This is a genomic window from Bacillus sp. FSL R5-0560, from assembly GCF_037966305.1.
Classification (GTDB): Bacteria; Bacillota; Bacilli; order Bacillales; family Bacillaceae; genus Bacillus; species Bacillus mojavensis.
In genome coordinates this window covers 3407858-3421409 of the sequence record NZ_CP150195.1, presented here as the reverse complement: position 1 = coordinate 3421409, position 13552 = coordinate 3407858, and the positions used below count along the sequence as shown (strand labels likewise).

At 45.1% G+C, this 13552-nt stretch carries 17 protein-coding genes and 1 other RNA gene; 14 read left to right on the top strand and 4 right to left on the bottom strand.

Features of this window, described 5'->3' with window-relative positions; all coding sequences use genetic code 11:
* Positions 1-99: 99 nt before the first annotated feature.
* The 3 genes from catR to rghR all read right to left on the bottom strand — a co-directional run bounded on the left by catR (position 100) and on the right by rghR (position 1374).
* Positions 100-426 (bottom strand): catDE operon transcriptional regulator CatR, encoded by a 327-nt coding sequence (gene catR, locus NST56_RS18020; RefSeq protein WP_168748758.1) that lies wholly within the window; start codon positions 424-426, stop codon positions 100-102.
* A 92-nt stretch (positions 427-518) separates the two neighbouring features.
* The gene (locus NST56_RS18015; RefSeq protein ID WP_168748757.1) at positions 519-938 is read right to left on the bottom strand and encodes a helix-turn-helix transcriptional regulator; all 420 of its coding nucleotides are present in this window, start codon (positions 936-938) and stop codon (positions 519-521) included.
* 28 nt (positions 939-966) lie between these two features.
* Positions 967-1374, bottom strand: a complete 408-nt coding sequence (rghR, locus tag NST56_RS18010) for a transcriptional repressor RghR (RefSeq protein WP_010331895.1) — start codon at positions 1372-1374, stop codon at positions 967-969.
* Positions 1375-1526: 152 nt separating this feature from the next.
* Between rghR and NST56_RS18005 the strand changes: the two genes are divergently transcribed.
* Positions 1527-1760 (top strand): helix-turn-helix transcriptional regulator, encoded by a 234-nt coding sequence (locus NST56_RS18005; protein WP_339178212.1) that lies wholly within the window; start codon positions 1527-1529, stop codon positions 1758-1760.
* A gap of 42 nt (positions 1761-1802) precedes the next feature.
* On the opposite strand, the gene NST56_RS18000 is transcribed toward NST56_RS18005, so the two are convergent.
* A complete protein-coding gene (locus NST56_RS18000; RefSeq protein ID WP_286057961.1) occupies positions 1803-2567 on the bottom strand; it encodes an alpha/beta hydrolase in 765 nt (254 codons plus the stop codon).
* A gap of 152 nt (positions 2568-2719) precedes the next feature.
* On the opposite strand from NST56_RS18000, the gene secG reads away from it, so the two are divergent.
* From secG to NST56_RS17935, 13 genes are all read left to right on the top strand, one after another.
* Positions 2720-2950, top strand: a complete 231-nt coding sequence (gene secG, locus NST56_RS17995; protein ID WP_003220028.1) for a preprotein translocase subunit SecG — start codon at positions 2720-2722, stop codon at positions 2948-2950.
* Positions 2951-3080: 130 nt separating this feature from the next.
* Complete coding sequence (locus tag NST56_RS17990) at positions 3081-3821, top strand: carboxylesterase (protein ID WP_010331892.1); 741 nt, start codon at positions 3081-3083, stop codon at positions 3819-3821.
* 18 nt (positions 3822-3839) lie between these two features.
* Positions 3840-6176, top strand: a complete 2337-nt coding sequence (gene rnr / locus NST56_RS17985; protein WP_010331891.1) for a ribonuclease R — start codon at positions 3840-3842, stop codon at positions 6174-6176.
* A gap of 142 nt (positions 6177-6318) precedes the next feature.
* Entirely contained in the window at positions 6319-6789 is a 471-nt protein-coding gene (gene smpB, locus NST56_RS17980) for an SsrA-binding protein (protein ID WP_010331890.1), read from the top strand.
* A 174-nt stretch (positions 6790-6963) separates the two neighbouring features.
* Positions 6964-7326: a transfer-messenger RNA gene (ssrA, locus tag NST56_RS17975) on the top strand.
* Between the two features lie 179 nt (positions 7327-7505).
* Complete coding sequence (locus tag NST56_RS17970; protein ID WP_268449167.1) at positions 7506-8300, top strand: SDR family oxidoreductase; 795 nt, start codon at positions 7506-7508, stop codon at positions 8298-8300.
* Between the two features lie 113 nt (positions 8301-8413).
* On the top strand, positions 8414-8968 hold the full coding sequence (locus NST56_RS17965) for a TetR/AcrR family transcriptional regulator (RefSeq protein ID WP_026014608.1): 555 nt from the start codon (positions 8414-8416) through the stop codon (positions 8966-8968).
* Between the two features lie 15 nt (positions 8969-8983).
* Positions 8984-9337: a multidrug efflux SMR transporter gene (locus NST56_RS17960; protein WP_339178204.1), complete on the top strand. Its 354-nt coding sequence runs from the start codon at positions 8984-8986 to the stop codon at positions 9335-9337.
* Position 9338: 1 nt separating this feature from the next.
* Positions 9339-9728, top strand: a complete 390-nt coding sequence (locus NST56_RS17955) for a YvaD family protein (RefSeq protein WP_168748751.1) — start codon at positions 9339-9341, stop codon at positions 9726-9728.
* A gap of 93 nt (positions 9729-9821) precedes the next feature.
* Positions 9822-10763 carry a DMT family transporter gene (locus NST56_RS17950; protein WP_268504640.1) on the top strand — a complete coding sequence of 314 codons (942 nt, stop codon included), beginning with the start codon at positions 9822-9824 and terminating at the stop codon, positions 10761-10763.
* 6 nt (positions 10764-10769) lie between these two features.
* Positions 10770-10898, top strand: coding sequence for a hypothetical protein (locus tag NST56_RS17945; protein WP_339178199.1), 129 nt, complete (start codon positions 10770-10772; stop codon positions 10896-10898).
* Positions 10899-10966: 68 nt separating this feature from the next.
* Complete coding sequence (locus NST56_RS17940) at positions 10967-11419, top strand: FCD domain-containing protein (protein WP_339182282.1); 453 nt, start codon at positions 10967-10969, stop codon at positions 11417-11419.
* 138 nt (positions 11420-11557) lie between these two features.
* Complete coding sequence (locus NST56_RS17935) at positions 11558-13456, top strand: FUSC family protein (protein ID WP_339178196.1); 1899 nt, start codon at positions 11558-11560, stop codon at positions 13454-13456.
* The last annotated feature ends 96 nt before the right edge of the window (positions 13457-13552 follow it).

The following is a 13552-nucleotide window of genomic DNA, read 5'->3' as shown; positions in this document are numbered from 1 at the left end:
GTGATGTACTATATATCGGCTGAGAAATTGTTTTTTCACCTGGAAATAAAAAATAAAAAACGGCTCTTCTCTCCGTTGAGATCAGAACCGTTTTAGCAATTACATATGAAAGGAAGGGTCAATCCATTCAGTCGCCCATTTGGAGATTTCACCCAGAATGGGCGCTAACGCCATTCCTTTGTCAGTTAATGAATATTCGATGCGAACCGGAGTTTCGGGGATGACGTCCCGTTTAACCACTCCTTCTTGCTCAAGTTCTTTCAGCCTTTCTGACAGAACTCTGCCGCTTAGATTTGGAAGTGCTGCTTCTATTTCGCTAAATCGCTGCTGACCGTTCAACAGTTGAAAAACGATTAAAGCAACCCAGCGTTTGCTCAAGATGTCGACTGCTTTTTCAAATCTAGGACACATTTCTGATTGGTTCATACTTTTTCACCTCGTATGTCATTATTATAACGCAAATAACGAGGGAACGTATGCATGCGTGATTGATAAAATGCGGAAAGAGATGCAGAGGATCACGTGGAAGAAGAGCGTTTTTTCGCTTCGGAAGCTAAAAAATCGAAGTATTTGCTGAGATTTTCAATATCCTTTTTTGAGAGGTGTTTCCATTCCTTGCTGTTAAAAAGAGACAGGTTCCCCGCTCCGCGAGTGACTGCTGTCTGATAAATCGCATAAATAGACTGATAGCCTTCCGAAGCCTCTCGAATTTCTTCAGGAAAAGCGGTGATGTGCCCTGCAGCTGCCATCAGGTTTTCGTGCGGTATTTTCAGCACAGCTGCGAGCTTTTTTATGGTCGCGGGCTTCGGTGTGCCGCGCTTGCCGTTTTCTATTTTTGAAATGGTCGCTGAGCTGATGCCCGAATACACTGCAAGCTGGTTCACTGTTAGTTTGCGGGCGCGGCGCAGCGCCCTTAATTCCTGTCCGAATGTTGACATGATAATCGCCTCGCATTTCTACTAAGAGTTATTGATCAGCAGATCGTTTTTTGGCTTCGTCTGAAATAAAGGAGAAATAATGATCCAGCATGAGCAAATCCTCTTTATTGAGATACTGCCATTTTTCACTCTCAAGAAGGGCAAGATTTTTCAGGTCATAAGCCTCCGCCTTTTCAAGCAGCTGGCACTTCGTTTCATAAGGCGCTCTGGCTTCATGAACCTCTTCGATATATCCCGCTTTATACATAAGCCCTTCATAAGGAATTTTTAAGGCTTCCGCCAATTTTTTGATGGTGGCAGGTTTAGGAACGCCGCGTTTGCCGTTTTCAATTCTGGAGATGCCGGCCGCACTTACACCGGAATAAGTCGCCAGCTGGTTGACGGTTAATTTTCTCTCCTCACGCAATGCCCGTAATTGTTCGCCAAAGCTTTCCATATGTCTCACCCCGTCCCTCACTGTTACTCATATTTTAGTATGTTTATTGACTAAAGGGAATAGGGAGGCTGGAAATGTATTGACAAAAGTTAACAAACGCCGTAATGTAAATGTATAGAAAAAAGTTTTTTCATGAACGGAAGGTGAGGAAAGTGGCAGTAGAAAAGATACAGATTAGACGTGATTATGTATTGCAGTATATGGTCAATAACGATTATTCCCTCAATCAGCTTGCGCTGGAAATCGGAGTCTCACCCGCCACACTGAGCCGTGTGCTGAATGGAGAAAGACGGCCGGGACAGCTTGTGATCGGAAAAATGCTTCACTATTTTGACTTGAAATTTGAGGATCTTTTTTACTATGATTTCATTGACAAAAGTCAATGATGCAAAAACGCCTGGGGAACCAAGCGTTTTCTAAGCCTTTGATTAATGTGTCAATACAAAACCCGTCACAAGTTCATTACAAGTTTTCCATTGCTTTGTCGGCAGCTGATGGCCCTGATATTCCAACCTGAAAAATTCAGCGTGGCTGCATGCTTTCCGGTAATAGCCTGCATGTGTAAAGGTCCAGTCGCGCAGGCCGCCATACATAAACAGCATCGGCATGTTAAAACGGCGCAATTGTCCAAGGCAGCTGTAGCGGAGCGAATCCTGATAATATTGATACCAATGGCCAAGATCAGCTTTCTTCATATGACTCGTTAATAGATTTCGGAGCTGTCTGTTTTTCGTATGGCTGCTGGCGATGATTTTCATCAGCATGCCGGGATTTTTTTCAAGAAGATACATTCCCATTTTGTGAAGCTGCTGACCGACCATGGTATGAACAGCGGGGTAAGCGCCGGCCAACATCAAATGAGACACTTTGTCTGGCCGGGTGAAGCCAATGTGCTGTGCGATTAAGCTGCCGGCGGAATACCCGAATACTGCAGCCTGATCAATGTGCAAACGATCCATAAATTGCACGATCTCGTTTGCGTAATAGGAAATCGAGATTTGCTGGTCTGCGTGATCGCTGTCGCCATGACCGCTTAAATCGGGAAATATCACCCTGAAATGATCCGCCAGAAGGCGCTGATAATAAAAAACCTTGCGTCCCATGCCTGGCGGGTGAATAAAAATGACAGGGATTCCCTGTCCATATTCCTCATAATATAGTTGTTTCTTATTGACTGTGCTGACGATCGGCATGGCTGTTCTCCTTTTTCGCTCAATTCATATGAATAGGCTAACCAAAACAAAATGTCTTATCCGGCCTTTTGGCGTCTGATACGGCGTGACATGCCAAACCTTTTCATGTAAAATAGAAGTAATGTAGGCCAGTGAGTCTGGAGGTGTAAGGGATGCACGCGGTTTTGATTACCTTATTGGTTATCGTCAGTATTGCACTTATTATTGTCGTTTTGCTTCAATCCAGTAAAAGCGCCGGATTATCTGGTGCGATTTCAGGCGGAGCGGAGCAGCTCTTCGGGAAACAAAAAGCAAGAGGTCTTGATTTGATTCTGCACCGCATTACGGTTGTGCTGGCAGTCTTGTTTTTCGTGTTGACGATTGCGCTTGCTTATATCCTATAGGGCAATGTTTGTATAAGGTCTGATGTAAAGTCAGGCCTTTTTCACGTTTCTGGCTGATATCAGAGCGTTTTTTTCTGATCAAACTGTGGAAAACTAAAATGATCGTGCAGAAAGAAAGGGAGAAATGAGCATGAAAGTTGTGACACCAAAACCATTTACATTTAAAGGCGGAGACAAAGCGGTGCTTCTGCTGCACGGCTTTACAGGGAATACAGCGGATGTGAGAATGCTGGGACGTTATTTGAATGAACGAGGCTATACGTGCCACGCGCCACAATATGAAGGACACGGCGTTCCTCCTGAAGAATTGGTACATACGGGGCCGGAAGACTGGTGGAAAAACGTAATGGATGGCTATGATTATTTAAAATCTGAAGGCTATGAGAACATTGCTGCCTGCGGACTGTCGCTTGGCGGGGTTTTTTCGCTGAAATTGGGTTACACTGTACCCATAAAGGGAATTGTTCCAATGTGCGCGCCAATGCATATTAAAAGCGAAGAGGTCATGTATCAGGGCGTCCTTTCCTATGCGCGCAATTACAAAAAATTCGAGGGGAAAAGCCCGGAACAAATAGAAGAGGAAATGAAGGAATTTGAAAAAACGCCGATGAAAACCCTTAAGGCGCTGCAAGACTTGATTGCCGATGTGCGAAAGAATGTCGATATGATTTATTCTCCGACATTTGTTGTGCAAGCCCGTCATGATCACATGATTAATACCGAAAGTGCCAATATTATTTATAATGAAGTGGAAACTGACGATAAACAGCTGAAATGGTATGAGGAATCAGGCCATGTTATCACGCTGGACAAGGAACGGGACATCGTACATCAGGATGTGTATGAATTTTTAGAGAAGCTGGATTGGTAACTAACAGGAGGTCGGATGATGGAAAAAGAAGCATTTATGGATAAGCTTCTCTCGTTTATGAAGGAAGAGGCATATAAGCCTCTGACTGTTCAGGAACTTGAGGAGATGTTACAGATTACGGAAGCCGAGGAATTTAAAGAGCTCGTCAAAGCGCTGGTTGCGCTGGAAGAAAAAGGGCTTATCGTGCGGACGAGAAGCGACCGTTATGGCATTCCGGAAAAAATGAATTTAATTAAAGGAAAGCTTTCAGCGCATCCGAAGGGATTTGCCTTTTTGCTGCCTGAGGATACATCGTTAAGCGATGTGTTTATTCCGCCTAATGAGCTAAATACAGCTATGAACGGCGATATCGTAATGGTACGCCTGAATTCGCAGTCAAGCGGCTCCAGACAAGAGGGCACCGTCATACGCATTTTAGAAAGGGCGATTCAGCGTGTTGTCGGAACGTATACAGAAACAAAAAACTTCGGTTTTGTGATTCCGGATGACAAAAAAATCACAAGCGATATATTTATTCCTAATAGCGGGAAAAACGGAGCGGCTGAAGGACATAAGGTTGTTGTTAAGCTGACCAGCTACCCTGAAGGCCGCATGAACGCAGAGGGTGAGATTGAATCCATTCTCGGCCATAAAAATGATCCGGGCATTGATATTTTATCGGTCATCCATAAGCACGGCCTGCCGGGAGAATTCCCTGCCGACGCAATGGAACAAGCGACAAGCACGCCTGATACGATTGATGAAAAAGATCTGAAAGACCGCCGTGATCTCCGTGATCAGGTCATTGTTACCATTGATGGAGCAGACGCGAAGGACCTGGATGACGCGGTTACAGTGACAAAGCTGGATGACGGCAGCTATAAGCTTGGCGTTCACATTGCCGACGTCAGCCATTACGTGACTGAAAATTCGCCGATTGACAAAGAAGCGATGGAAAGAGGAACGAGTGTGTATTTGGTTGACCGTGTGATTCCGATGATTCCGCACAGACTGTCAAATGGTATTTGTTCATTAAATCCGAAGGTTGACCGCCTGACACTTTCTTGTGAAATGACCATTAACAGCCAGGGTGAAGTCACAGAGCACGAAATCTTCCAAAGCGTCATCAAAACAACGGAAAGAATGACATATTCCGATGTGAATCAAATTCTTGTTGATGATGATGAAGAATTAAAACAAAAATACGAACCGCTTGTGCCGATGTTCAAAGACATGGAGCGACTGGCAGAAATTCTTCGCGAAAAGCGGATGAACCGTGGCGCCGTTGATTTTGACTTCAAAGAAGCAAAGGTGCTTGTTGATGAAGAAGGCGCGGTCAAGGACGTTGTGATCAGAGAACGCTCTGTCGCCGAAAAACTGATTGAAGAATTTATGCTTGTTGCGAACGAAACTGTTGCAGAGCATTTCCATTGGATGAACGTTCCGTTTATTTACCGGATACATGAAGAGCCCAATGCTGAAAAACTGCAAAAGTTTTTAGAGTTTGTGACGACATTTGGCTATGTTGTAAAAGGTACGGCGGGAAATATTCATCCGCGCGCGCTGCAAAGCATTCTTGACGCTGTTCGTGACAGACCGGAGGAAACAGTGATTTCTACTGTCATGCTTCGTTCCATGAAACAGGCGAAATATGATCCGCAAAGCTTGGGGCACTTTGGCCTGTCAACGGAATTCTATACCCATTTCACATCGCCGATCCGCCGTTATCCGGATTTGATCGTTCACCGTTTGATCAGAACGTACTTAATCAACGGCAAAGTCGATGAAGCGACACAGGAGAAGTGGGCTGAACGACTTCCGGATATCGCTGAACATACTTCATCAATGGAACGCCGTGCAGTTGACGCAGAGCGTGAAACAGATGATTTGAAAAAAGCGGAATATATGCTTGATAAAATTGGTGAAGAATTTGACGGCATGATCAGCTCTGTGACAAACTTCGGGATGTTTGTCGAGCTGCCGAATACAATTGAAGGACTCGTCCACGTCAGCTTTATGACGGATGACTATTATCGCTTTGACGAGCAGCATTTTGCGATGATCGGCGAACGGACGGGGAATGTGTTCCGTATCGGGGATGAAATTACAGTCAAAGTCGTTGACGTCAATAAAGACGAGCGCAATATTGACTTCGAGATCGTCGGTATGAAAGGCACCCCGCGTCGTCCGAGAGAAATGGACAGCCGCAGCCGAAAACGCGGAAAACCTGCCAGAAAACGCGTGTTAAGCACAAATACGCCTGTATCTCCTGCTCCTTCCGAGGAAAAAGGAGAGTGGTTCACAAAGCCGAAGAAGAAAAAGAAAAAACGAGGCTTTCAAAACGCACCGAAGCAGAAACGGAAAAAGAAGAAATAGCAGCTCATCCAGCAAATAGGGCCGCAGTGCTCTATTTGCTTTCTTTCGGAAACAGCTTTTCATTGTCGCCATGCGTGACATTTGGTAAAATAGAGCGTATCGCAAAGGTGGACAGTTTTCCTTAGTGAGAGGAGGTTCTGGCATGCCGAAAGGGTCAGGAAAAGTATTATCTCAAAACAAAAAAGCCAATCACGATTATTTTATAGAAGAAACATATGAAACAGGCATTGTATTGCAAGGAACAGAAATCAAAGCAATTCGCGCCGGCCGCGTGAACCTTAAGGATTCCTTCGCCAAAATTGAACGGGGAGAAGTATTTCTCCACAATATGCACGTCAGCCCGTATGAGCAGGGAAACCGTTATAACCACGATCCGCTCCGGACAAGAAAGCTGTTAATGCACCGTAAGGAAATTAATAAGCTGATCGGCTTAACGAAGGAAAAAGGTTATTCTCTCGTTCCGCTCAAGCTATATTTGAAGAACGGCTTTGCCAAAGTTCTTCTCGGTCTGGGTAAAGGGAAGAAAAACTATGACAAACGTGAAGATCTGAAGCGCAAGGATGCGAAGCGTGAAATTGAAAGAGCGTTCAGAGACAGTCAAAAAGGGTTCTAAAAGCATAACGCTTGATACTGAAATCCAGCCTGTGCTATACTGATTTCACGATGAGATGACACGGTCTTTTCTTGAAGGATTTGTCAATTGAAATAAGCCGTGATCATGTTATAATAGGAATGTAGCCAGTTTGAGTGAGAGCTTGATATTTCTCCCGTATTTCCCTTATAACAAGGGGACGTTACGGATTCGACAGGGATGGATCGAGCTTGAGCTGCGAGCCGAGAGGCGATCTCGTAAACACGCACATAAATATAACTGGCAAAACTAACAGTTTTAACCAAAACGTAGCATTAGCTGCCTAATAAGCGCAGCGAGCTCTTCCTGACATTGCCTATGTGTCTGTGAAGAGCACATCCAAGTAGGCTACGCTTGCGTTCCTGTCTGAGAACGTAAGAAGAGACAAACAGACTAGCTCTCGGAAGGCCCGCCCGCAGGCAAGAAGATGAGTGAAAACATAAGTATGCAGGCTACGCTCGTAGACGCTTAAGTAATCGATGTTTCTGGACGTGGGTTCGACTCCCACCGTCTCCATACATAATGCAAAAAAAAGCAGAACCTTTTACAGGTTCTGCTTTTTTTTTCGTATAACAGGCACCAAAAAGTGCGTACTTCCATTTCAATCCCAGCTGTTTCATACTGGTTTTACAGCAGATGTTTCACCAATCACATTTCTGTTAATAAATAAGAGGAAACAAAAACGGAGGGATAAACGAATGAAGCTGAATTTACATGGAAAAACCGCACTGGTGACTGGCTCAACGTCGGGGATCGGCAAAGCGATTGCCGCTTCGTTAGCGGAAGAAGGCGCGGCGGTTATCATTAACGGACGCCGGGAAGAAAAAGTGAATCAGACGATAGACGATTTGAAAAAACAGCATGCAGAGGCTGTGTTTCATCCGGCCGCATTTGACCTTGGAACCGATGAAGGCTGCAATGACCTGTTTCAGGCATATCCGCAGGTTGATATTTTGGTCAATAATTTAGGGATTTTTGAACCGGCGGAGTATTTTGATATTCCTGATGAGGAGTGGTTCCGATTTTTTGAAGTGAATATTATGAGCGGTGTGAGGCTCACACGCAAGTATTTACACAAAATGATAGAGAAAAAAGAAGGCCGGGTGATTTTTATTGCCAGTGAAGCGGCAATCATGCCTTCACAGGAAATGGCCCATTACAGCGCGACGAAAACGATGCAGCTTTCCATTTCCCGCAGCTTGGCTGAGCTGGCAACTGGCACAAATGTAACGGTAAATACAGTCATGCCGGGTTCAACCTTAACAGAGGGAGTGGAAACAATGCTGAACTCTCTTTATCCTGGTGAAAACCTGACTGTTCAAGAAGCCGAAACCCGTTTTATGAAGGAAAACCGTCCGACTTCAATTATCCAAAGGCTGATTCGGCCGGAAGAAATTGCCCATTTTGTTACATTCCTAAGCAGTCCGCTGTCTTCCGCAATTAATGGCGCGGCACTGCGGGCGGACGGCGGCTTGGTCCGCAGCGTCTTTTAGAAAACCTCTCCCTCTGGGATGAGGTTTTTTTATTATATTGATTTCCAGAACCTGCTATCGTATAATATTGGTACCAAAATAGTTTCGATAGTACCAAAAGCGAGGTGGTTGAATTGGAGAAAAGAATATTGGCGGAAACCATTCGGCTGATCAGACAGAAAGGTTTTTCATTTACAATGAACGATCTGGCGGCAGCGCTTGGAACAAGCAAGCGGACGCTTTATGCGCACTATTCGTCGAAAGATCAGCTTGCGGAGGCCGTCGTGGAGCAGTTCATCTCAGAGATGAAGCAAATGGAAAAAAGCATCTATGAAGATGAGACCCTAGATGCGCTTGAAAAGGTGAAGCAATTGCTGATCGGTCTTCCAAAGGAAATGGAACTGCTGAACATGGGGTTATTACAAGAGCTGAAGAAATCCCATTACGATGCGTGGCTCACATTAGACATCTTTATGAAGGAAGAATGGTCAGTTGTTATCGATTTGTTAAACGAATGCAAGGAGCAAAAGAAGATCAGAAACATCAATATAGATTTATTGGTTCAAATGTATATAGGGAGCATCAACCAAGTGTACGATCCTGATTATCCCCTTAAACATCAGTACACAACAGGAGAGGTTCTTGAATCAATCGTAGATGTATTATGTAACGGCATAACAGAAAAATGAGGAGGCTGGTGGTGCGTGCAGTGGATGTTTTTATGTTTGGCCATTTTATTTGAAGTTGCCGGAACGGTCAGTATGAAGCTTTCATCGGGTTTTACAAAGCTTCTGCCGAGCGTGCTATTGATGTTTTTTTATGGCGGGAGTCTTTTCTTTCTGACGCTTACGCTCAAATCTATCGATGTATCTGTTGCTTACGCAGTCTGGTCGGGGATGGGCATTGTCCTGATCACAATTGTTGGGTTTTTGTATTTTCAAGAGAATATAAGTGTCATGAAACTGATTTCAATCGGGCTGATTATTGCCGGTGTTGTGTCTTTAAACCTGATCGATCAAGGGGCGGAATCTCAAACGGTACATAAAAGTGAGCAGTAACATGAGAGTGATGAAACTGTTCTTTCTCGTGACTGATATCGGTTTTATATTGTACTGGCTGTCTGCCGGCTTTTCATTAATGCCGGAAAGCTGGGCCTTTAAACATTATCAAGATCCGTTTATGATCGCTTGGAATTGGTCCTTTTTTCCCTTGGATATTTTAATCTCCATGACTGGTTTGTACAGCTTGTATTTGCAGCGCGTCAAAAGAGCAATATGGAGGCAAATGGCGCTGATTTCTCTTGTGTTGACCTTCTGTTCAGGCCTTCAGGCTTTATCATTCTGGACATTTAGCGGGGATTTTGATCTTGCATGGTGGCTGTTTAATGGATACCTGTTGATTTATCCTTTATTTTTTATTCACAGACTTTTATCTAAGCAGTGCGAGTAGCACTGCTTTTATTTTTCGAAAACACCTTGTTTTCAGAAAATTTAACGATACAATATGTAATATATTGCATATTACATGTCAGGAGGATATACGTTGGCGACTCAGAAACAACGGTTGTACGGCTTTTTTATGGTGATTGTCGGAGCCGCTTTTTGGGGATTATCGGGTACGGTTGCCCAGCATTTATTTGAAACGAGTGATGTATCGGTGGAGTGGCTTGTAACGGTGCGTTTACTGTTATCAGGCCTGTTGGTGCTGATTATAGTATCCGCCGGTAAAAACAGGAGGGCAGTTTGGGGCATATGGAAAGATAAAAAAGCGGCTGTCCAGCTTATTGTTTTCGGGATTGCCGGCATGCTGGGTGTTCAGTATACATTTTTAGCTTCAATCGGCAACGGGAACGCAGCGGTGGCCACGCTGCTCCAATACTTAGCGCCTGTTCTGATTATGCTGTATTTGCTTCTAACCCGAAAGAATTCCTTTCAGTTTTTCGATTTTTTGGGGCTTTTGTTGGCTTTAGGAGGCACTTTTTTGCTGCTGACGAATGGAAACATCAGCAATTTAACAGTTTCTCCTTTGTCTGTTGTGTGGGGGATTCTGTCTGCTGGCGCGCTTGCCTTCTATACGCTGTATTCCAGTTCTCTTTTGAAAACATGGGGGTCGGCTATCGTCATAGGCTGGGGGATGCTGGTCGGGGGCGTCGGCATGAGCTTTATTCATCCGCCTTGGGCTGTCCAGGCAGAAGGCTGGACGGTTTCTGGAATTGTATCGGTCGCTTTTATTGTCATTTTCGGAACGTTATTGGGATTCTGCATGTATCTAGAAAGCTTGAAATATTTATTTCCCCAAGAGGCGAGCATGCTGGGATGCACAGAGCCGGTTGCCGCAGTCGCGTCTTCTATTCTTTGGCTTGGCGTGTCCTTTGGGTTGTTTCAGGCGGCAGGAGCGGCATGCATTTTAGTCATGATTTTTGTCCTTTCACAGAAGAAAAGTGCCGGCAAAACGGCAGCATTAAAAAACAATATTCAGAGGTGATGCTTTATGCCGATACCGTCAAATGCCTCGAAGCCGAAACGGCAGACTGCCAAAAAGCTTGCGTTTGAGCAAATTCAAAAGTGGATCGTGGAAGGAGTGCTCATGCCCGGAGAAAAATTGAATGATGACGCATAGCGCTTGGCGTCAGCAGAACACCGGTCAGAGAAGCCTTGCAATTATTAGAGATGCAGGGGTTTGTTGAAATGTCGCCGGGAAAAGAAACACGAATTTCACAGATTGAAAAAAACGATGTCTTCAAAGTCTATCCGCCGATGGCGTCTCTCCAGTCCACCGCTGCCGAATTGGCGATTGAAAACATTCAATCGTCTCATATAGAGCAGCTGACAGCCATCAATTACGAAATGAAAGCGGCAATTGATCAAAACGAAATCTATGAAGTGCTTGGCTTTGATAAAGCGTTTCATGATGTGATTATTGAGGCGGCTGATAATGAATATATCAGCAATTTTACCTCTGTTCTTCATATGCATATTCTTCGGCTTGAGTACCTCTTTTTCAAGTCTCCGCAGAATTCTATTGAAGAACATAAGCAAATCATTCAAGCATATAAGGAGAAGGACCGGAAAAGGGTGGCTGAGCTGACATACAGCAACTGGATCAAACCAATGCAGGACATTGCGAAAAAACTTGTGTAATGAAGGCAGAGAAGATGGGTCTCTGTCTTTTTTGATGAGAGCATATCCAATGAGAAGATGAGTCGGTTTCTGGGCATACTATGGCCAATAAACGGGAAGAGACCTACATCATTTCGTTGTAGAAGAGGGTTATGTGATATGAACAAGTCTTCTGATCAAAATCGTAGAACAGTGCCAAGTGTCGTCAAGGATGCCTTTCGCATTCATGCAACTCCTTTTCCATGGAAAAAGGCGATCGGTTCAGGCATCGCTTCAGGATTTCCTGTGTTTGTCGGCGCATTGTCGGGACACACGGATTATGGTCTAACCGCAAGCATCGGCGGTTTTGTTTTTATATATGCAGGCGGGGAATCGTATACGAAACGTATCCTGAAGCTGCTGTTTGTTTCAATAGGGATCGCCGTTTCGTTTGGATTGGGGACGCTGTTGGCAGGGACTTTTTGGAGCATGGCAGCTGTTCTGGGGCTTATCGGGGCAGCTGCAATGTTTATTTTTGGCGCGCTTGGGATTCAAGGTCCAGCACCCATGTTTTTTGTCCTTGCTTTTTTGGTGAGTTCGGGTTTGCCGGCAGATCCTTCAGAAGCTCCGCTCAGAGCGGGACTGACATTTGCCGGCGGGCTTTTCGCCACGGGAATCGCCTTGATTGGCTGGATCAATAACAGACATGGACCGGAAAATGAAGTGCTGCAAACCACATACCGCCAGCTAGCATCTTGCCTTTCTGCTGTCGGAACTCCTGATTTTCATAACGCGCAGCATCAGACCGTGCTGATGCTGAGAACAGCCCGTCAAACGGTACTCGGCAAAGGAAACAGATGGAGAAAGTCGCCTCATGATGAACGGTTTATCCGCTTGCTGGAAAAAGCTGATAATCTCTTTATCGCCATCATTCATTTTTCTGCTGAAACACCAAACGCAGATACAGTTCAGCTCGAAAAGGCACTTCGCCAAACTGCCGATATGCTTGGACAGGCTCGTTGTTCCGATGCGTTTCTGATCAAGGAGGATGAAGCGGAGCCAACCCGGAAGCTGTATGAAGGAATCAACGAGGTTTTGAGCATCGCTTCAGGACGGAATGATGATCCATCGGATGCGGAGCCAAGCCGGCTGCCATCCTCCTATTATTTTCTGAGAAATGCCTTTGACTGGAAGTCACCTGTTTTGATTCGGGCATTAAAGTATGGGATTGTGCTGTTTGCGGCTGCTTTGTTTGCCAATGCCTTCGGTTTTCACCGTTCTTATTGGATCCCGCTCTCGGCAGCGGCAGTGATGCTGGGCACGACTGTTGTCTTTACGCTGCATAGAGCTATTCAGCGTTCGGCAGGAACCGTGCTTGGCGTGATGCTGGCAGGGGCGATCCTGTTCTTTAAGCCAGCCGGCGTGTATATCGCTTTATGTATCACAATGCTTCAATTTCTTCTTGAAATGCTGATTGTCCGCAATTATGCTTTGGCGGTTCCTTTTCTGACCGCAAATGCGCTTGTCATCACAGAAAGCATGCATGGCGGCTTAGGGACCGGTTATTTTATAACGGCGAGGCTGACCGATGTCGCTGTCGGCAGCACAATTGGGCTATTGGGAACGATCCTTTTGTGGAGACGTTTTTCAGCAAAACGCCTGCCTGAACACATGAGGGAAGTGATCCGGCTGGAAGGACAGTTTATGGAGAGGCTGTTAGCAGGACAGCAAATAGACGGACATCAGCTAAGAGTGAGCTTAGTCAGGCTGCGGGATGCATATGATAAAGCACTAGGAGATTTTCCAAAAGCGAAAGCGGATACGCTGTGGCCGGCGATCTCTGGAGTCCAGCACTTGGGTTATTATTTGCTCTCCGCCCAAGCCCATCACCGCCCGCCCTCTCCGGTTTCTGAACAAGAAATAAACCATTTGAGAGCGTTTTTTGAACAGGCTGAGCAATCAGTATTGATGAAAATGCCGCCGGCTGTGATAGAAGTGCCGCGTATTCCGTATTATCCGCGAATCAGCGGGGAACTCTACACATTGTATACAGGTTTGCGAACAGCTTATGAAAAGTAAGCTGTTCGTACGGGTTTAAAAAAATCTTTAATTCGAGATATTTTACTTGAAAGCAATTTTTATTACACCTATAATAAGGATTAAGAGATAAAGAAT

Excerpts from the sequence above, each read along its gene's own strand:
- NST56_RS18015 (WP_168748757.1), bottom strand. The coding sequence starts at position 938 with ATGTCAACATTCGGACAGGAATTAAGGGCGCTGCGCCGCGCCCGCAAA.
- catR (WP_168748758.1), bottom strand. The coding sequence starts at position 426 with ATGAACCAATCAGAAATGTGTCCTAGATTTGAAAAAGCAGTCGACATC.
- NST56_RS17955 (WP_168748751.1), top strand. The coding sequence starts at position 9,339 with ATGAGAGTGATGAAACTGTTCTTTCTCGTGACTGATATCGGTTTTATA.
- secG (WP_003220028.1), top strand. The coding sequence starts at position 2,720 with ATGCACGCGGTTTTGATTACCTTATTGGTTATCGTCAGTATTGCACTT.
- NST56_RS17940 (WP_339182282.1), top strand. The coding sequence starts at position 10,967 with ATGTCGCCGGGAAAAGAAACACGAATTTCACAGATTGAAAAAAACGAT.
- rnr (WP_010331891.1), top strand. The coding sequence starts at position 3,840 with ATGGAAAAAGAAGCATTTATGGATAAGCTTCTCTCGTTTATGAAGGAA.
- NST56_RS17945 (WP_339178199.1), top strand. The coding sequence starts at position 10,770 with ATGCCGATACCGTCAAATGCCTCGAAGCCGAAACGGCAGACTGCCAAA.
- NST56_RS17970 (WP_268449167.1), top strand. The coding sequence starts at position 7,506 with ATGAAGCTGAATTTACATGGAAAAACCGCACTGGTGACTGGCTCAACG.
- smpB (WP_010331890.1), top strand. The coding sequence starts at position 6,319 with ATGCCGAAAGGGTCAGGAAAAGTATTATCTCAAAACAAAAAAGCCAAT.
- rghR (WP_010331895.1), bottom strand. The coding sequence starts at position 1,374 with ATGGAAAGCTTTGGCGAACAATTACGGGCATTGCGTGAGGAGAGAAAA.
- NST56_RS18000 (WP_286057961.1), bottom strand. The coding sequence starts at position 2,567 with ATGCCGATCGTCAGCACAGTCAATAAGAAACAACTATATTATGAGGAA.
- NST56_RS17990 (WP_010331892.1), top strand. The coding sequence starts at position 3,081 with ATGAAAGTTGTGACACCAAAACCATTTACATTTAAAGGCGGAGACAAA.
- NST56_RS17935 (WP_339178196.1), top strand. The coding sequence starts at position 11,558 with ATGAACAAGTCTTCTGATCAAAATCGTAGAACAGTGCCAAGTGTCGTC.